Raw genomic sequence first — 18,373 nt, 5'->3', positions numbered from 1 at the left:
GTTGTATGGATAATTGCGAATCATCGCTACGTGATCCGGTATTGCCGCTCTTTGATTGGGCCATTCGTATTTCCGCGTTTTGTTTGAATAACAGTCTGTACAAAGAATTTCTGGCTGAGCAGGTGCATCATTAAAGCCCGTCAGTTTACGGATTACTATACACGATGAATGAGCAATCACTGACAGGCGCGTTTGATGAATTTTCTAATGCCTTAAGCAGTCATTCGACGCGTGTTCAACCCGCGTTGAAAATTCAATAATTTTCTGAGCTGCGGGTCCAGAGAGCCTGGGCGAAGGGAAGTGATGTATTCAACGCCGCCATCAAATAGATCAAATAGGCGAATCAGCCAGAACAGAGTTGAATGGTACAAACGCTGCACCGCAGTCTAGTGGTGTGGAGGAACCAGAACTGCCACTGACTGTGACATCGTTGGCAATGGATGAAATAATGGATGATGCGAAACTGACCTGCCCCGGGCCAAAAGTAAAATGCGTCGCTGCAGGCAAGACACTTGGTCCGCCGTTATGGCCCGCATCAAAGCCTGGCTGCTTGCCGTCAAATACGACATTATCCAGCGTGATGCCAATAGGATTTTTTTGTGCATTGGCGTTGTAACCTGCGAAAGTCATCGTTCCGCTAGCATATTTCGCACTACCCAGGTTATGGAAGTCACGTATGGTGATATTGGTAAAAGCGGGATACTTGGTGCCAGCATTGACGTCCCTGTAAAAAGAATCAAAAACGAGAGGTTGCCGGACGTTCCGCATACAAATCTGGCTGTACGTCACGTCTGTGACCAGGCCGCCACGTGATGAATCCGATTTTATGCGCAGGCCGATACTCACCGAGCTGTCATTGCCGTCGATAGTCAGATCGCTTACCAGCATATTGTTCAGGCCAGAATCGGTTTCACTACCAATTGACATGCCATGACCATAGTAAAAATGATTGTGCAGAAAAGCCAGGTTTGTCGATGGGGATGTGGTGTGGGATTTGACGGCGACGTTATCATCCCCAACGCTGATGTAAGAATAGGCAAGTAAAACCTTACTCGATTGGCCCGGGTCAAAACCATCTGTGTTCTTGACGGTATCAGGTGTAAAGCAGGTCGCTGGTGTTATTTTGTCTGGAGTAGAGTTAGTCGGGCATGCGTAGCGCGGCTTGGTGTAGACTGCACTTGGAGATAAAATTTTAATACCCCAGGCCGTTACACCAGCTACATTGCTGGTCGATATGTGAAAATTTGGTGAATTCATCACGGCGACTCTGTACAGCGTAAAGTTACTGCTGTTGTTGACTCTGATGATCATGGGATTTTGCTGAGACAAGGTGTCAGACTTGTTTTGATAGGCGACATCCCACCAGGAGCGGTATTTTGCATTGGGGCCGCTGGTAAGCAAACTACCGCCACGACCATCAATGGCACCATCGCCAACAATTCCGCTGCCGTTAGTGCTGTCTGCAAGAATAAACGGATTGCAAGAGCGCAAATCGGTAGGTATGGCTGTTCCGCAAGTACCAGGGCCATTATCGTAATCGGCCGGATTGCGTGAGGCGAATAATGTCACTCCCTGGTCTATCCAAAGCGTGACACCAGAATTCAATTTTAAAGGAGCACTCAGAAAACCTGCTTGCCCTGCTGCACCCTTGCTTAATCTGATTGCCTGGCCCGCAGGGCAAGTGTTGATGGCATTTTGGATACGTAAGGTGTCAGGTTGAGAGTTGGACGGGGATTCATCCACATTATCGATTGACCCATTGATTGGCGTTAGCGTGGCTGTCAGGCTGGCACAGACCAATGTCGGCAAAGATGGCTGATTAACTACACCCCAGGACGTTGTCAGGCTGGTACCTGCTATGGCATTGCCTGTCCCCGATGTTGCACCGCTGCTTCCAGAGCCAGTAGTCGATGTTGTAGTGGTCGCAGCCCCATCGCTATACGCCTGACCACCACCACCACATCCGTTCAAAACAAAAACACAAGCCAATATAGGTAAGACATGACATTTCTTGATGAATGCATTGTGAGACAAATTCAGTGAAATTTTGGAGGAAGCGCAGATGGGTGTTATCGCAGGGTGATCCATTATGGCCAGCTTTCGTTTTATTATTCAGTGGACTGTAACTTTGAAACAGAAGTGAAAGACGCTTGCCCGGCGATCAGGGCAAGACGCAAAGCACAGCGATAGTGAACTATCGCGAGCATTTGCAACGCAGCCATGATCGTCGCGCAAGCGGAAGGCACTCTGTTTTCAACTGTTACAGTCCACTAGTGGACCGTTGATTTCATTGACATATCCCATCCCCTGGTTTGTTTTATGCATAGTCTGTGAAAAAAATAGTCTCAATGCGATGGAAACATTAAATCGCGTGCGCGTTGCCGCTCTGCTTCAACAGGGAAAGATTTGATCAAGAGTTCTTGAGTTTGAATGACGCGTTCAGAAAAATTGAGTTGGCGATTTTGATTGATCTGACTGGCAGCGTCCAGGTAGCCTGTAAGACGGCTGGCCAGCTGCGGCCCCGTATTTGCCCAGCTACTGAAGCTGCGAATCGCCTTGCCAAGTACCCACTGCATGTAGTGATCATGACGCAATTCGTCATTTTTGTTGGACCAGGTTGGTGGCCGGGGTATGGCTGGCTGCTCGTCAGTCGAGGGCGCGTTCGGGTTTTGCTCTTGTATTGAGTTATCTTTCAGTTGCGTTAATTCGTTTAATATCTGAGCCAACTGCACATCATCATTTTGATACCATGCACGCACGACTGTCTCACCCAGAAAGCCCAGTCGCAGGCGATCCCGCTGGTCACGCCAGGTACTGATGCGTCGTACATCTTGCAAGTTGATGTCTTTGCCGGTGCCATCGAAATTATGCGCTGCAAGTAACTCATCATGCGCTTTCATGTAAGCCTGGTAGTGTTCGACAATCAGCATTGCTTCTGTATAGGCAGGAGGTGGAAGTATGCTTTTTAGGTGACTGCGCAATGCGCCTGCACGGTCTGCTGACACTTGCTCCAGCAAGAAAAAATGGATGACTTCCAATAAACCGCTATTGACGACAAGTTGCTGATTTTCTGTTGCCAGCCCGTTAGGTAACAAGCGGCTGTCGCCAGGAGAAAATGATACATCTACGGTGTTGGCTGGCGGCGTGCTCTGGCCAGGACCGAATACCATGGTGGACAGGTTTGCCTTTGCGCGTATCGGTGTGATGTCTTCAGGCTCTTCTTGCCAAAAATAGTGTATCAACAGCAGAACAATGACCAACATGATGGCGACAGGAACCTGTCTTCCATAGTGGTTCTTTGGATTGGCTTTGAGTGAAATGGACATGCGAGTGTGTATAAATTGCCGGTTTGATGGACCTGAGCTATGGAATGGATTCCGCATGCGGCATCCATTCCATGTCCTGTTAAAATTTTATACAAAAGCCTTATGCAAAATAATCGCTATCGATTTAGAAGACAGACGTTGGAACCCAGGCATCAGAGCCAGCCAGAAAATTGTTTGGCTGGTACTGTGTGGTCTGGGAAGACGTTAGATAAACAGTATATTTCTCACGTTTTTTTGCAGTGAAGCCCGCGGCACCAGGTCCGGAAGATCCATATTCTGCAAAATACGATGTGGGCAAATTGTTGGTGGTGCCTGGGGTAAATTCAATCATCCCTGCAGCATTGATGGGTGCCTGTATATTGGTGTTGATGAATATATTGGAAGCCAATGCACCCCACGGACGCCCCAGGTAAGCGGCGGTTAAACCTGTCTGCGGATTGCTGGAAATGGTGCTGTTATAAAAAACATAGCCACTCAGATAATTTGTAAAATGCCGGTTTTGTGCGGTGATAGTGACTTCTCCGCTCAGGCTTCCATGCTGGTCAGCAACGATAACGCAATTATCGAATACGGCGGCACCGTCACCAAAAATGAAATCGACGTTGCCTTCGATAGTTACACCATAAAAGTAGGAACGGGCTGGAGTACAGGTAGTGGAAGAACAACCCAGGCTGCCGACATACAAAGTATCTTGTCGGCCAATCAGATGCACATTGCGAAGTACAGATTTGTCGGATGCAAGAAACAGTGCAAGTGCCTGTGTTTCAGTGTGCCCATCCTGGGTGTAGGTGTTTTGGATGGTGATATTGTTTGCAAAAAAACCTGCACCTGTGACGATGACAGTTGATGAGCCTTTATCGCCTACTGTTCCGCCGCTGCCATTGGATTTCTGCGCCCAATAGCTTTGGGTAATAACGGTGGAGGTAGCATGCGCGCCCTGGCCTATCAGGCGAACATTGGGTTTGGTGATCGTCACCTGTTCGATGTAGGTTCCAGGCATTATGTCAATCTCGCCCCCAATTGATGGCAAGGCGATGACAGCGGCCTGAATGGACGAGTAATGACCTGCACTTGTACCACCAACCGTTAATTTCGTAATTGCATGGCTGGCAGCGCTGCTCAATAACAAAGCGACTGTCAGCGCAATTTTCCATGCACTATTTTTATGTTTCATATTGTCTCCTTATGCCGGGACACGCTGATCATGTCCCGGCTATTGCTGTGATCTCAGGCCACAGCTTTATCTGGTTTATGGGCTATATGTCTGTGCGCCCACGCGATTGCGATAGATCACGTTAAGCGAATGCAAACTCAGAATGTGCAGCTAGGGACTGCACCGCTCATAGTAAAGTTACTGGTAGTAACGCCTGTGCCGGATGGGACATCATTCGAACTATTGAGACCGACATTGGCATACTGGTCGCCACTTTGTGCAGTCGCGTCCAGATTGACGTGTGCCAGGTAGGCATTGACCGGAAAGCTGGCGTTGCGGCCATCTATCCGGGTATAGGCTCCTGATACGGACGAAGTTGCATAGGCACCGTTGACGACAATGTTTGACAAAGACGGTGTGCCGCCGGAGACTGGGCATGCATGATAGTTGGTATCCATGACGATCAGATGTTTTGCGCCAGTAATACAGGTATTGACATAACTAACCTTGCTGACTGTCAGACCACAGGGACCAGTTTTGACATTGATTGCGTTAGCGTTGGCAGATGTGGTTCCAGAAAGGTCTGCACCGTAGACATAGTTATTTTTGAACAGGATATTTGACACGGTATTTTTGTAAATACTGCCGATCGAAAGACCATGTGTGCCGTAAAGCTGGCTATTTCTTACGGTGATGTTTGTGGCATCTCCAGAATTGGTTTTGACTGCAATGCCATCGTCACCAGCCTCAATCGAAGAGTTCGCTACCGTAGCGTTGGTGAGGCTGTCAATATCAATACCGTCAGCATTGGCGCGGGTAGATGGTGTGCGTATTATCAGCTTCCATGCAGTGAAACCATTGCCGCCTTCGACGTACAGATTCGGGAAAACAGATTCCTTGATGGTAACGTTGTAGACAGTAAAATTAGTGATGCTTTTTGCTTGTACCAGGCGAGAACTGCCACTGAGAATATCGCCGCGGCCATCAACGACACCAGGGCCCATCAAAGAAGAATTTTTGCCAGTGAACAGGATGAATTGCGCATTGCTTGCGTAGCTATTATTTCCATACAGCGTTACACCGGAATTAATCACCAGGCCCGCACCATTGACGTTCAGGCTGTTACTGTAGAAAGCATTTTTCGAACCTGAGGCAGCGAGTACAACGCTTTTTCCTGATCCTGCGCAACTGTCTAACGCTGCTTGCAAACGACTCGTGTCGTCTGTTGACGGTGGGGAGGCGCGTTGCGAGCTTGCAAACTGTGCGGTAACCGTGGTGCAAACATTAGGGTAGACCGGCTCGGTTACTGTGCGGCTGTCACCAGTGGCCAGAGTTTGCGCCCCGGCAGATACGGAAAATACGAGTAGTGTCGTGGTCAAGGCATAACAACGAAGTGCATTAATTGCAGTCATAAAAGTCCCCTATCAAAATATTATGGTTTTGTAATTGTTTGAAAAAAACTAACATTGGTTGGGCCAAATTGAAATTGGTCCAGCCAATGTTAGTTCACGTTATAGGTATTTCTTTTCCCTTTGTCAAGGAAGAAAAAGTGTTGTTTCTGTCGAAAGTGATATCCAGCAGGCTGGGCTGCAGATGAAATATTTTTTTGACTGGGAGGGCGATGTTTTCATACCACGCTGCTTGTAAAGTTATGTAACAAGAATGGTGGTAGGGCAGGGTCGTGCCATCAGTGTTTCCGTGGCTTGTCTGCGAAGGAGGGGGGGAGTTTTGCTGGCGATTTTGAAATCGCTCTGGTGCTTAAAATTTATATGACACAGCCTGCCAGGCAGATTGTTTGCTCAATAGTCGTCGTGGCTTAATCGCTGTACAGATGCAGAGCGAGATCAAGTGCGGGATCAAGAACGACATCAAGGCCATAGTGATCTTAAAGCACAGTTTCAGCGATGTTCTGTTGTTCCAGAACTGCGCGCAGGGTATTGCCTGCAGTGCGCTGATCGGGTTTGCCGGCGAAGGTGCATTCAGTCAGGCCGTTCAACAGTTCTGCATCGCGTCCGCTAAACAATGGGCAGCGCGGGAACAGTTCTGCCACCCAGTCGACAAAGGCGCGCACCTTGGGTGACAAGTGCCGGTTGGCCAGATAAACGACCGAGATAGGCATGGGCGCAGGTGTCCATTGCGGTAATACCTCGCGCAATGCACCCGATTGCAGATGCGGCATCAGCATGAAGCGCGGGGCTTGTATCAGTCCGAAACCCTTGAGTGCACACGCGATATAGGCTTCAGAATCATTGACAGAAATTTTGCCATTGACGGTGACATCGATGGTATTGCCATCGACGATGAAATCCCAGTCCATATTCCGGCCAGTGCGGCTGGAAAAATAATGCACGGCCTGGTGGTGCTGCAAATCGTCTATGGTTTGGGGTTCACCATGCAAGTCCAGGTAGGCGGGTGCAGCGCAGGTGATGCTCTGGAAGGTGCCGATGCGCCTTGCCACCATGCTGGAATCTTGTAGCTCGCCGATCCGTATCACGCAATCAACTGCTTCCTGCACCATGTCCACCATGCGGTCGCCCATCCCCATGATCAGTTTGATATCGGGATAACGTTCGCAAAACTCGCAAACCTGAGGCAGCAAGATCAGCCGGCCTATCGAAGCCGGCACGTCTATGCGCAACTGGCCTTTCGGTCCGCGCGCAACATTCTGGAACGACGATTCGGTTTCATCAACATCGGCCAGGATGCGCACGCAGCGTTCATAGTAGGCAGCACCATCGGGCGTCAGGCTCAGGCGGCGCGTGGTCCGGTTCAGCAAACGCACCTGCAACAGACTCTCCAGATTCTGGATGGTTGTGGTGACGGTCGTACGCGGCAAGCCCAGGCTATCGGCTGCCCTGGTAAAACTGTTTGAATCCACCACGCGGGTGAATACCTGCATTGCTTGAAAGCGGTCCATTATTGATTCCCTTCATGACACCTGAGATGACATTTGATAAAGCTTTGGCGCGTTGAGTGATTCTTAAGTGTAGTCAGTATAAATGCATTTTGGGGTCTGATTAGTCGACCTGATGGAATAGTGATGTTGGATTATCGGTGTTTATCCCGCAGCGCGTAACGCCTACTATTCGTTCCAATCTCAACCTTGGAGCGGATATCCGCGACGACATGATGAACGCAACAAGCACTATTGCCCGAAAAACCAGAAGTAAAACCACCAGGACGGCAGAATCGTCTTTGCATATCCGCAATTTTTTGATCCCTGGTCCCCTGGGTGATATTCCTGTGCGTCTGTACCGGCCGCAAGGGGAGGCGGTCTTGCCTGTGGTGCTGTATTTCCATGGTGGTGGTTTCATCAGCGGGTCGCTGCATGACGCTGATGTTCCGGCGCGTTTTATTGCCAGAAACAGCAATGTGCTGGTCTTGTCGGTTGATTATGCTTTGGCACCGGCCAAACCTTTTCCTGCTGCGCCGGAAGACGCCTATGCCGCCATGGTCTGGGTTGGCAAGAACGCCGCCAGCATCCATGCCGATGCCAGCCGCCTAGCTGTCGCTGGCGATGATGCCGGTGGCAATCTGGCCACCTGCCTGACCCTGATTGCCCGCGACCGCAATGCTCCACCCATACTGGCACAAGCCCTGATCGGCCCCATGCTCGATCCCAGCATGACACGCCTGGGGGATGCAGAACGGCTGGATTCCGACATGACACCGCAGGAATGCGCGAATTGCTATCGTCAGTACCTGCCGATGTCTTTGCAAAGGCTACATCCCTATGCCGCACCGCTGGAATCACGCCGCCTGGGTGGATTGTCCCCAGCCTTTATCGCCACCGCTGAACACGACGTGCTGCATGTAGAAGCAGAAAAATATGCGACCGCCCTGATCTCGGTCGGCGTACCCACCCAGGTGGCGCGCTTTGCTGGCGTCAAGCATGCCTCACTGCGCGAACATGCACCGGTGCTGGTGGAAGTGGCCGAATTCCTGCGCCGTCGTCTGGCGGCTCCCTCTGAATTGAAACAGCCCGTTTTTGAATCCATAGACGAGCAACATCATGCATGACGCATCAGCAGAATTTGAAAAACACAGCAATCTGAACCCACTATCCACGAGGAATATCATGTCCAATTCAGTCAATTCAGCCAATTCAGTCACTTCACCTGCGAATCGCAGCCCTTTGTCCATCGCCATCAGCGCGGCCATTGTTTTGTTGATCGCCGGGGCTGGCACCGTAGGTGCAATCCGGGTTCAGGCCAGCAATACCGACGCTAAAGGCGCACCGCCAGCGACTACCGTTGATGTCGCCGAAGTCGTCAGTCGCAACATCGTTGACTGGCAAAACTATTCTGGCAAGCTGGAAGCAGTTGACAGGGTAGAGATACGCCCCCTGGTCGGCGGCACCTTGACCGCGGTACATTTCAAGGATGGCAGCCTGGTCAGGAAAGGGGATTTGCTGTTCACCATAGACCCACGCCCGTATGCCGCCGAAGTCGCCAGGTTCCAGGCGCAACTGGCAGCCGCCGAGGCACGCGCTGCTTATACAGGTTCCGATGTCGCCCGTGGCGAAAGACTGCTAAGTGAAAACGCCATCGCCCGCCGCGATTTTGAAGAAAAACAAAATGCGTCGCGTGAAGCTGCAGCCAATGTGCTGGCGGCACAGGCAGCACTGAAGGCAGCCAGGCTGAATCTTGAATATACGCAAATCACTGCACCTGTCGCTGGCCGCATCTCGCGTGCCGAAGTCACTGTGGGTAATGTCATTGCAGTCGGTGCCAGTTCGCCACCTTTGAGCACGCTGGTTTCGGTTTCGCAGGTGTATGCGTCGTTTGACGTGGATGAACAAAGCTTCCTGAAATACGTCAACCCGGCACAGGCAAAAAATACCCAGGTGCCAGTCTTTCTTGGCCTGGCCAATGAAGAAGGCTATTCCCGCCAGGGTAAGGTGACTTCCATCGATAACCGCGTCGATACCTCATCTGGAACCATACGCGTGCGCGCGGTGTTTGATAACCAGGATGGCTTGCTGTTGCCCGGCCTGTATGCCCGTATTCGTTTGGGTGGCGGTGCGCCACATGCTGCCCTGATGATAGATGAAAAAGCTGTGGGTACAGATCAAAGCAAGCGTTTCGTGCTGGCTGTTGATAAGGAAAATCACACTGCATATCGCGAGGTACGTCTGGGCACCAGGCAGGAAGATTTGCTGATCGTCGAATCTGGTTTGAAAGCCGGTGAACGCATTGTCGTCAACGGTCTGCAACGCACACGGCCCGGCGACACCATTGCGCCGAACATGGTACCGATGAGCAAAGTGGCGGCTGTGCCTGCAGCAACTGTTGCTCCAGTTCCGCCCGAGGCGACTGCGGCAACAGAAAAAACTGCTGCTAAAAAATCTTGATCGTCACGTAAAAATATATAGACAACGAAATCTATCATGAATATTTCAAAATTCTTTATCGATCGCCCCATTTTTGCCGGGGTGTTATCGGTAATTATCCTGCTGGCCGGTGCGCTGGCTATGTTCCAGTTACCTATCTCGGAATACCCTGAAGTGGTGCCGCCATCCGTGGTGGTGCGTGCGCAGTATCCCGGTGCCAACCCCAAGGTGATTGCAGAGACGGTGGCTTCACCACTCGAAGAATCCATCAACGGCGTGGAAAACATGCTGTATATGCAGTCGCAAGCAAATAGTGACGGCAACCTGACGGTGACGGTCAACTTCAAGCTTGGCGTAGACCCTGACAAGGCCCAGCAACTGGTGCAAAACCGGGTTTCGCAAGCCTTGCCACGCCTGCCTGCGGACGTACAGCGCCTCGGTGTCACGACGATCAAGAGTTCACCAGCGCTGACCATGGTGGTGCATCTGATTTCACCGGATGACCGCTATGACATGACTTACCTGCGCAATTATGCAGTGTTGAATGTCAAAGACCGCCTGGCACGTATCAAGGGTGTGGGTGAAGTGGGCTTGTTTGGTTCTGGCAATTACGCCATGCGCGTGTGGCTGGACCCGCAAAAAGTGGCACAGCGTGGCCTGACTGCATCCGATGTGGTGAATGCTATTCGTGAACAAAACGTGCAGGTTGCGGCTGGTGTCATCGGTGCATCACCTAACGTGCCTGGCACGCCTTTGCAATTCAATGTGAATGCGCAAGGCCGCTTGAAATCAGAAGCAGAATTTGCCGAGATCATACTCAAGACTTCTGCCGATGGTGCAGTCACCCGCCTGGCGGATGTGGCGCGCATAGAACTGGACGCCTCTGAATATGGCTTGCGTTCTTTGCTCGACAACAAACCGGCGGTGGCGATACCTATCTTCCAGGCACCTGGTGCCAATGCGCTGGACGTATCTGACCAGGTGCGTGCTGCAATGAAAGAATTGTCGGCAGACTTCCCAAGTTCTGTGCAATACAAGATTGTCTATGATCCTACGCAATTCGTGCGTTCCAGTATCCATGCGGTCGTTGAAACTTTGCTGGAAGCGATTGCCCTGGTGGTGCTGGTGGTCATAGTGTTCTTGCAAACCTGGCGTGCTTCGCTGATCCCCTTGCTGGCGGTGCCGGTATCCATTGTAGGTACTTTCTCGCTGATGCTGGGTTTTGGGTATTCCATCAATGCCTTGTCACTCTTCGGCATGGTGCTGGCTATCGGCATTGTGGTGGATGATGCCATCGTGGTGGTGGAAAACGTGGAGAGAAATATCTCGGCTGGCCTGTCGCCGAAAGAAGCCACCTATAGAGCCATGCGTGAAGTCAGCGGCCCTATTATCGCCATCGCCCTGACACTGGTAGCCGTATTCGTGCCACTGGCTTTCATGACTGGTCTGACCGGGCAGTTCTACAAACAGTTTGCGATGACGATCGCCATCTCTACCGTTATTTCGGCTTTCAACTCGCTGACCTTGTCACCAGCACTGGCGGCTATCCTGTTGAAAGGTCATGACGAAAAACCGGACTGGCTGACCAAGGTGATGAACCGCCTGTTTGGCCGCTTCTTCAATGCCTTCAACCGCATGTTTAATCGCGGTTCTGAAAAATATTCCAAAGGTGTAGCTGGCGTTATTTCGCGCAAGGCATCCAGCATGGTGGTATATGTAGTATTGCTGGCAGCAGCGGTGGGTATTTCTTACATCGTGCCGGGTGGCTTTGTACCTGGGCAAGACAAGCAATACCTGATCAGCTTCACGCAATTGCCCAATGGCGCCACGCTGGACCGTACTGAAAAAGTCATCCGCGACATGTCTGCCATCGCGCTGAAAGAACCGGGCGTGGAAAGTGCAGTTGCCTTCCCCGGCTTGTCCATCAACGGCTTTACCAATAGTTCCAGCGCCGGTATTGTTTTCGTGACGCTGAAACCGTTTGAAGAACGTCGCAGCAAGGAACTGGCAGCCGATGCCATTGCAGGCAAGCTGAACCAAAAGTATTTCGGCATCAAGGATGCTTTCATCGCTGTGTTTCCACCACCACCTGTGATGGGTCTGGGCACTGTGGGTGGCTTCAAGATGCAGATCGAAGACAAGGGCGCACTCGGCTATGCAGAGCTGAATGCTGCAGCACAAGCCTTTATTGCGGCTGCCAGGACAGCGCCAGAACTGGGGCCTATGTTTTCCAGCTACCAGATCAATGTGCCGCAACTGGATGTGAACCTGGATCGCGTCAAGGCCAAGCAACTGGGTGTGCCGGTGACCGATGTGTTTGACACCATGCAAATCTACCTTGGTTCCCTGTATGTGAATGACTTCAACCGCTTTGGTCGCGTGTATCAGGTGCGGGCCCAGGCAGATGCGCCTTATCGTGCCAAGCCGGAAGACATCCTGCAACTGAAAACCCGTAACACTGCCGGTGAAATGGTGCCTTTGTCTTCACTGGTCAAGGTCACGCCGAGTTTTGGCCCTGAAATGGTGGTACGTTATAACGGCTACACTGCTGCCGATATTAATGGTGGTCCGGCACCCGGTTATTCATCCAACCAGGCGCAAGCTGCGGCGGAACGTATCGCTGCAAAGACACTGCCTGCCGGCATCAAGTTTGAATGGACTGATCTGACTTACCAGCAAATCCTGGCTGGCAATGCCGGTGTCTGGGTATTCCCTATCAGTGTGTTGCTGGTGTTCCTGGTATTGGCGGCGCAGTATGAAAGCCTGACCTTGCCATTGGCTGTCATCATGATCGTGCCCATGAGTTTGCTGGCGGCTTTGACTGGCGTCTGGCTGACGGGTGGTGACAATAACATCTTCACCCAGATAGGTTTGATGGTGCTGGTGGGACTATCGGCCAAGAACGCCATTCTGATCGTGGAATTTGCACGGGAGCTGGAACTCCAGGGCAGCACACCTTTGCAGGCAGCGATTGATGCCAGCCGTTTGCGTCTGCGTCCTATTCTGATGACATCTATCGCCTTCATCATGGGTGTGGTACCGCTGGTGATTTCCAGCGGACCAGGTTCCGAGATGCGTCATGCCATGGGTGTGGCAGTGTTCTTTGGCATGCTGGGTGTGACCCTGTTTGGCCTGTTCCTGACACCCGTGTTTTATGTATTGCTGCGTTCTTTCGCTGGTGGCCGCAAGCTGCATTCTGCGGTGGTGCATGAAGCACCGGCAATAGCACACGGCCATGACCACGCTACTGTTAAAGTTTGAGAGAGCATGATGAATACAATAAAACCCTTGAAATCGGCTTCGTCCTTGTTGATGTTATTGCTGGTGCTGGCTGGTTGCTCAGTCGCACCGACTTATGAAAGGGCAGAAGTCACCACCCCTGCGGCATACAAAGAAATGCTGGCCGCCAGCAGCAACTGGAAAGAAGCACAACCTTCGGAAGAAGTCGCACGTGGTGACTGGTGGAAAATTTTTGCGGACGACAGTCTGAATGAAATGGAAACCCAGGCCATGGCTGCCAATCAAAATCTTAAAGCCGCCGCCGCACGCCTGAAGCAGTCACGCGCATTAAGACAGGATGCGCGCGCTGGTCTGTTCCCGCAAGTGAATGCCGGCTTTGGCGCCAATCGAGGGCGCGCTGCACCGGCATCCCAGGGTTTGCCTGACAATGCCAGGATGCCGACAAGCACGACTTACAATGCCCAGCTTGGTGCATCGTATGAGCTGGATCTGTTCGGTCGTGTGGCTTCCAGCGTCGATGCCGCAACTGCGGATATGCAAAAGAATGAAGCCCTGTTCCAGTCCGTGCAACTGGCACTGCAAGCCGATGTGGCGCAAGCCTATTTCCTGTTGCGGGAACTGGATGCCGAGCAGGCTTTGTATGCCGCCACGGTAGAACTGCGCTCGAAAACCCTGAAGCTGGTACAAACCCGTTTTAATGAAGGCGATATCAGCGAACTCGATCTGGCACGCGCCAAAGCAGAACTGGCAACGGCCCAGTCTGAATCGCTGGGGCTGGCGCGCAGCCGTGCGGTGGCAGAACATGCACTGGCAGTCTTGCTGGGCAAGACACCGGCAGAATTCAATTTTCTGCCGCGCCCGTTGTCGCGTATCACCGTCAACATTCCGGCAGGTCTGCCATCGGCCTTGTTGGAACGCAGGCCAGATATTGCCGCTGCAGAACGCAGCATGGCAGCGGCGAATGCCAGGATAGGCGTGGCCCGTTCTGCCTTCTTCCCAAGGCTGGATATCACAGGTTCAGCCGGTTATGAATCTGCCAGCCTGGGTGATTTGTTGAACTGGAGCAGCCGCACCTTCCTGCTCGGTCCTTTATTGTCCATGCCCTTGTTTGACGGTGGGCGCCGTCAGGCAAGTGTGGACAGGGCAGGGGCAGTGTATGAAGAAGATGTCGCCAACTATCGTCAGACCGTGCTGAATGCCTTCAAAGAGGTGGAAGACAATCTGGCTGACCTGCGCATCTTGCGTGACCAGACCCAGGCGCAAGACAATGCGGTGCAGGCAGCAGAGCGGGCAGCCAAACTATCACATGTGCAGTACCGCGAAGGCTCGGTCAGTTACCTGAACGTGATCGATGCGGATCGTACCGTCTTGCAGCAACAGCGTGTCGCTGCTCAGTTGGACGGTGCACGTGCCAAGTCCGCAGTCAGCCTGATACGTGCCGTCGGTGGTGGCTGGGATAAGCGTAGTGGCTCGGAGACCCACATGGCGAAAGCCGAATAAAGTTCCCTTCGGCCAGAGCATATTCTGGCTTTTACAGCGCACCTGTGTTGGTGTCAATTCAGGGTGCGCTGTTTTTTTTCTATTGATGGACTCCAGGTCAACACGCCCTAGTAACTGACCGGGTAATCCTTGGGAAACTTGTGTCCACCAAAGGCTTTCTTTTGCGTCCAGTCCAGCGGCGGGGTGGTCCAGTAAGAATCGCTTTCTGGCAGGCCCAGTGCAAGAAATCCCTCCGATGCCAGATACATGCTACCGTTGTTGGAATACCAGTCGCCCAGTTCTGGCTGATGGCCGACAAAGCCTATGGTCAGGAAACCGTCGCTGGTGAAATTGCTGGGTTCGGTCCAGATCGCCTTGTGCACGGCCTGCATGGCGGCGCGCACCTGGCCCTCTGGCAGGCTGGTTGGCAATTGCTTGCGCCAGGCCAATAGCCCCAGCGGCTGGAATGCGGCTGTCCTGTAGGTCAGCGAACGGCCTATGGGCGGGTATGTTCCTTCAGGTGATATGAAACGTTCCAGGTGTTCGCTATAACGCTGCATGCGTTTCAGGGCTTGCGCCTGCAAGTCTGCCGGCTTGGCGTTCCAGAACGGGCCTTTGAACTTGACCAATACTTCCAGCACTTCGTACAGCATGGGGTACATCACAAATGAATTGTAATAATCGAAGTGAAAAGCTTCGCCATCTTTGATCCAGCCATCGCCTATATACCATTCATTGATTTTACGGATGGCGACGTTCATGCGCATGGGGTCGTATTCTTCACCTATCGACATCAGCCAGGCTTCGTTCATCGCTGCAAACAGCATCCAGTTGATGTAGGGTGGCTCTATCCGGCGCAGTCCTTTGATCTCGCTGATGATGCGCTGCTTGGTGATGCTGTCCAGCGGCTCCCACAATGCTTTTGGCGCACGCATCAGGGCATTGGTGAAATAGGCTGAATCCACCAGTGCCTGCCCATGGCCTTTCCATAAAAGGTAATCCGGGCTTTTCGGGTCTACTGAATGCGTATAGCTTTGCAAGGCCATTTGTTGCAGGCGCTTGCGTGTGAGCCCTTCTGGGGTATTGTCTTCTGGCAGGGCCAGCCAGGGGGCCGCGCCAGCAACCAGGCGACCAAAGCATTCCAGGTAGGCGACCTGCTTGTCACGGCCATCCCAGGTCGGGCTAAGCTCTAACTGAAACTTCTTTTGCAATTCGCCTTTTGCCATGGCCGACAACACTGGCTCTGCCATTTTCTGCAATAGCCCTGTCATGTAGGCACGGTCGTTACCATGGTCCGGTAAAGTGGCAGCTCTTGCTTGCACCTGCGCGCTGGCACCCAGCAAACCGCTAACGGTCGTGCCTGCTACCACTGCCCGCATGAAATGTCGTCGCTCCATGTCTTCCTCTTGTAATGGTTCTGCTTATTTAATTTATTCAGTTTATTCCTGGCTGACCAGGCTGTCAGCGACATACACGCGATACCGCTTGATGCGCCCGGTGACACCGTCGGCACCCTGGCGTGGCGTATAGCGTATTCCCGCCACCTCGACTTGTTTCCCCAGGTCGAGAATCAGCCTGTGCGGGTGGGCACCGAATGGTGGTTTGCCGCTGTAGGCGGAATGCCAGTGATCGGTGATCTGTCCATTGATGGCATTCAAGGCCGAGCCGTCTTCCTTGTTTGCTTCTTCGCTGCTGACATAGGCGATGGTCCAGCCTGACTGGTTAATTGTTTTGCCATCAGCACCCAGCAAGGCAAGTTCTGCTACCGATGCAAACTGTTTGCCGTCGAAGGCGTCCAGCGATTCCAGGCACAACTGACGCCCGCGTACCGGCTTGTCGAAACGAACGTCTTGCGTCGCGCTGCCGGGTTGGAATTGCCCTTCATACGCGGGTGTCAGGCCATCCAGTTTGGGCCTTGCATTATTTGGTGGGCGCGGCAGGTCGCGTTCCGGATGCAGTTGGTCGAGGATGGGCATGCTCAGCCCTGCCATGCGTGCGCTTTGTGGTCCGGTCAGGTCGAGTACCACCACTTCGTTGCGGCCAGGTTTGATCCAGGGGCCTGGCAGGTACATGGTCTGGGTTGGCCCTATACTCCAGTAACGACCAAGGCAACGGCCATTGATCCATACCACACCCTGACCCCAGCTCGACATGTCGAGGAAGGTGTCACCGCTGGAACTGATATCAAAACTGCCGCGCCAGAATGCCGGGCTGGCTGGTCCTTGTGGACGCCCCGGCTTCCAGGCCAGTGGCGGCAGTTTGCCATCGGCATCGAAATCGATAGCACGGATTTCCCAATTTTCCAGTGCCTGTGGCTGGCCATTTTTGGGTTTGAAACTGACCGGGCCGTGCAAGCCTTTCCTGTCGTGGATTTCCACGCCGAAATTTACCCGGGCGATGGTGTACAGCAAAATGTCAACTGTGACAGGCTTGCTGCGTACTGCCAGTTCAACCCGAAAACGATTGTGACGGGTATCCATGGTACCGACCTGCTTGCCATCCACATAGACCCAGGCCAGATCACGTACTTTGGCTGCCTCCAATACTCCGGCCGGGCCGGCGGGCAGTGTCACGCGGTATGCCACCAGGCCACGGCTGATGTCGTAGTGCTCTATCGGTTGCGGTGATGCCGTCTGGATGACGCGTGGCGGCAGGTTGGCAAACACGCTGGCCGATTCTTTTAGCGCAAAGGCGGCGATCTCGATCACTGGCATGCGCGGCGGTACTGGCGGCAAGCTTTCGCCTTCTGTCAGGAAGGGCAGGATGCCATCGCGATAGGCCTTGAACTTGTCGCCAGTCCATCCTGCCTCGCCGATCGGTGCATCATAGTCATAGCTGCTGGTATCCGGGCGGAAGGGGCGGTCGCAACCACCCCATAAACCAAAGGTGGTACCACCGTGCGCCATATACAGGCTGAAAGAGCCATTCGCTTTCAGCATGGTCTGGATATCGGCGACTGCTTTGCTGGCATCGCCACGGCGGTGTGGCGCGCCCCAGGTATCGAACCAGCCGGAATAAAATTCCCCGCACATCAGCGGACCTTGCTGTACTGAAGCCAGCGCCTTGAAGCCAGCCAGAGGTTGACTGCCAAAGTTGGCGACTGAAAACAACTCGGGGATATGTGATTTGGCGACTGCATTGGTCGGATTGCATTGGAACAGTGGCACGTCAAATTTGGCGTCCAGCAAAGCCTGGCGCATCACCCGCATGTATTCCAGATCTTCCCCAAAGAAACCATATTCGTTTTCTACCTGCACCATCAAAATCGGACCACCCTGGGTAATCTGCATCGGTGCCAGCACCCGGCCGACTTCGTGCATCCAGCGGCGTGCCGGTTGTACATAGGCATCGTCACGCGTGCGCAGGAAATTGTCTTTGGGGTGCTTCAGCAGCCACCACGGCAAGCCACCCATTTCCCATTCGGCACAGGCATAGGGACCGGGGCGCAAGATCACCCACAAGCCTTCCTGCTGGGCGATACGGCAGAACTCAACGGCATCACGCTGGGCGCTCCAGTCGTATTGTCCTTCCCGCCATTCGTGATAGTTCCAGAACAGATAGGCGCACACGGTGTTCAAACCCATTGCTTTGATGGCTTGCAGACGGTGTTGCCAGTATTCTCGCGGCACACGGGCAAAATGCAGTTCGCCACAACGAATCTGCAAACGCTTGCCATCCAGTAAAAAATCGTTCTGGCCTATCTGGAAACGCGATGATTCTGCCGCCTGCACCTTGCCGGCAAGTGGAAAGAGCATGCTGCCGACGGCTGCTGCTGCACCCTGGATGATACGTCTGCGCGGATGGTATGTGGTCATGATTTGCGTAAAGTTACTTGGAGACGAT

At 52.9% G+C, this 18,373-nt stretch carries 11 protein-coding genes; 4 read left to right on the top strand and 7 right to left on the bottom strand.

Features of this window, described 5'->3' with window-relative positions; translation table 11 throughout:
• Positions 1-330 precede the first annotated feature (330 nt).
• The 5 genes from ACO0LM_RS15765 to ACO0LM_RS15745 form a co-directional block, all read right to left on the bottom strand.
• A complete protein-coding gene (locus ACO0LM_RS15765; protein ID WP_423038224.1) occupies positions 331-1,971 on the bottom strand; it encodes a glycoside hydrolase family 28 protein in 1,641 nt (546 codons plus the stop codon).
• Positions 1,972-2,345: 374 nt separating this feature from the next.
• On the bottom strand, positions 2,346-3,326 hold the full coding sequence (locus tag ACO0LM_RS15760; RefSeq protein WP_423038223.1) for a hypothetical protein: 981 nt from the start codon (positions 3,324-3,326) through the stop codon (positions 2,346-2,348).
• A 124-nt stretch (positions 3,327-3,450) separates the two neighbouring features.
• Positions 3,451-4,500 (bottom strand): pectinesterase family protein, encoded by a 1,050-nt coding sequence (locus ACO0LM_RS15755; protein WP_423038222.1) that lies wholly within the window; start codon positions 4,498-4,500, stop codon positions 3,451-3,453.
• 137 nt (positions 4,501-4,637) lie between these two features.
• The gene (locus ACO0LM_RS15750; RefSeq protein WP_423038221.1) at positions 4,638-5,891 is read right to left on the bottom strand and encodes a glycosyl hydrolase family 28 protein; all 1,254 of its coding nucleotides are present in this window, start codon (positions 5,889-5,891) and stop codon (positions 4,638-4,640) included.
• A gap of 473 nt (positions 5,892-6,364) precedes the next feature.
• On the bottom strand, positions 6,365-7,396 hold the full coding sequence (locus tag ACO0LM_RS15745) for a LysR family transcriptional regulator (RefSeq protein ID WP_423038220.1): 1,032 nt from the start codon (positions 7,394-7,396) through the stop codon (positions 6,365-6,367).
• 209 nt (positions 7,397-7,605) lie between these two features.
• Between ACO0LM_RS15745 and ACO0LM_RS15740 the strand changes: the two genes are divergently transcribed.
• Genes ACO0LM_RS15740 through ACO0LM_RS15725 form a run of 4 tightly spaced genes read left to right on the top strand, consistent with a single transcriptional unit; the run spans position 7,606 to position 14,551 of the window.
• Positions 7,606-8,499, top strand: coding sequence for an alpha/beta hydrolase (locus tag ACO0LM_RS15740; protein ID WP_423038219.1), 894 nt, complete (start codon positions 7,606-7,608; stop codon positions 8,497-8,499).
• Between the two features lie 58 nt (positions 8,500-8,557).
• Positions 8,558-9,832 (top strand): efflux RND transporter periplasmic adaptor subunit, encoded by a 1,275-nt coding sequence (locus tag ACO0LM_RS15735; RefSeq protein WP_423038218.1) that lies wholly within the window; start codon positions 8,558-8,560, stop codon positions 9,830-9,832.
• A 36-nt stretch (positions 9,833-9,868) separates the two neighbouring features.
• Positions 9,869-13,072 carry an efflux RND transporter permease subunit gene (locus ACO0LM_RS15730; protein ID WP_423038217.1) on the top strand — a complete coding sequence of 1,068 codons (3,204 nt, stop codon included), beginning with the start codon at positions 9,869-9,871 and terminating at the stop codon, positions 13,070-13,072.
• A gap of 6 nt (positions 13,073-13,078) precedes the next feature.
• Positions 13,079-14,551, top strand: a complete 1,473-nt coding sequence (locus tag ACO0LM_RS15725; RefSeq protein WP_423038216.1) for an efflux transporter outer membrane subunit — start codon at positions 13,079-13,081, stop codon at positions 14,549-14,551.
• A gap of 107 nt (positions 14,552-14,658) precedes the next feature.
• Here ACO0LM_RS15725 and ACO0LM_RS15720 read toward each other — a convergent pair whose 3' ends face one another.
• Both ACO0LM_RS15720 and ACO0LM_RS15715 read right to left on the bottom strand, forming a co-directional pair.
• Positions 14,659-15,927: a DUF2264 domain-containing protein gene (locus ACO0LM_RS15720; RefSeq protein WP_423038215.1), complete on the bottom strand. Its 1,269-nt coding sequence runs from the start codon at positions 15,925-15,927 to the stop codon at positions 14,659-14,661.
• A gap of 42 nt (positions 15,928-15,969) precedes the next feature.
• A complete protein-coding gene (locus ACO0LM_RS15715) occupies positions 15,970-18,345 on the bottom strand; it encodes a beta-galactosidase (RefSeq protein ID WP_423038214.1) in 2,376 nt (791 codons plus the stop codon).
• Positions 18,346-18,373: the final 28 nt, after the last annotated feature.

The sequence above is a fragment of the Undibacterium sp. Di26W genome, from assembly GCF_049340265.1.
In the GTDB taxonomy this organism is placed as follows: Bacteria; Pseudomonadota; Gammaproteobacteria; order Burkholderiales; family Burkholderiaceae_D; genus Undibacterium.
This window is presented reverse-complemented; position numbering and strand designations above follow the sequence as displayed.

Coding starts and splice junctions, on each gene's coding strand:
- ACO0LM_RS15760 (WP_423038223.1), bottom strand. CDS start 3,326: ATGTCCATTTCACTCAAAGCCAATCCAAAGAACCACTATGGAAGACAG.
- ACO0LM_RS15755 (WP_423038222.1), bottom strand. CDS start 4,500: ATGAAACATAAAAATAGTGCATGGAAAATTGCGCTGACAGTCGCTTTG.
- ACO0LM_RS15750 (WP_423038221.1), bottom strand. CDS start 5,891: ATGACTGCAATTAATGCACTTCGTTGTTATGCCTTGACCACGACACTA.
- ACO0LM_RS15745 (WP_423038220.1), bottom strand. CDS start 7,396: ATGGACCGCTTTCAAGCAATGCAGGTATTCACCCGCGTGGTGGATTCA.
- ACO0LM_RS15740 (WP_423038219.1), top strand. CDS start 7,606: ATGATGAACGCAACAAGCACTATTGCCCGAAAAACCAGAAGTAAAACC.
- ACO0LM_RS15735 (WP_423038218.1), top strand. CDS start 8,558: ATGTCCAATTCAGTCAATTCAGCCAATTCAGTCACTTCACCTGCGAAT.
- ACO0LM_RS15730 (WP_423038217.1), top strand. CDS start 9,869: ATGAATATTTCAAAATTCTTTATCGATCGCCCCATTTTTGCCGGGGTG.
- ACO0LM_RS15725 (WP_423038216.1), top strand. CDS start 13,079: ATGATGAATACAATAAAACCCTTGAAATCGGCTTCGTCCTTGTTGATG.
- ACO0LM_RS15720 (WP_423038215.1), bottom strand. CDS start 15,927: ATGGAGCGACGACATTTCATGCGGGCAGTGGTAGCAGGCACGACCGTT.
- ACO0LM_RS15715 (WP_423038214.1), bottom strand. CDS start 18,345: ATGACCACATACCATCCGCGCAGACGTATCATCCAGGGTGCAGCAGCA.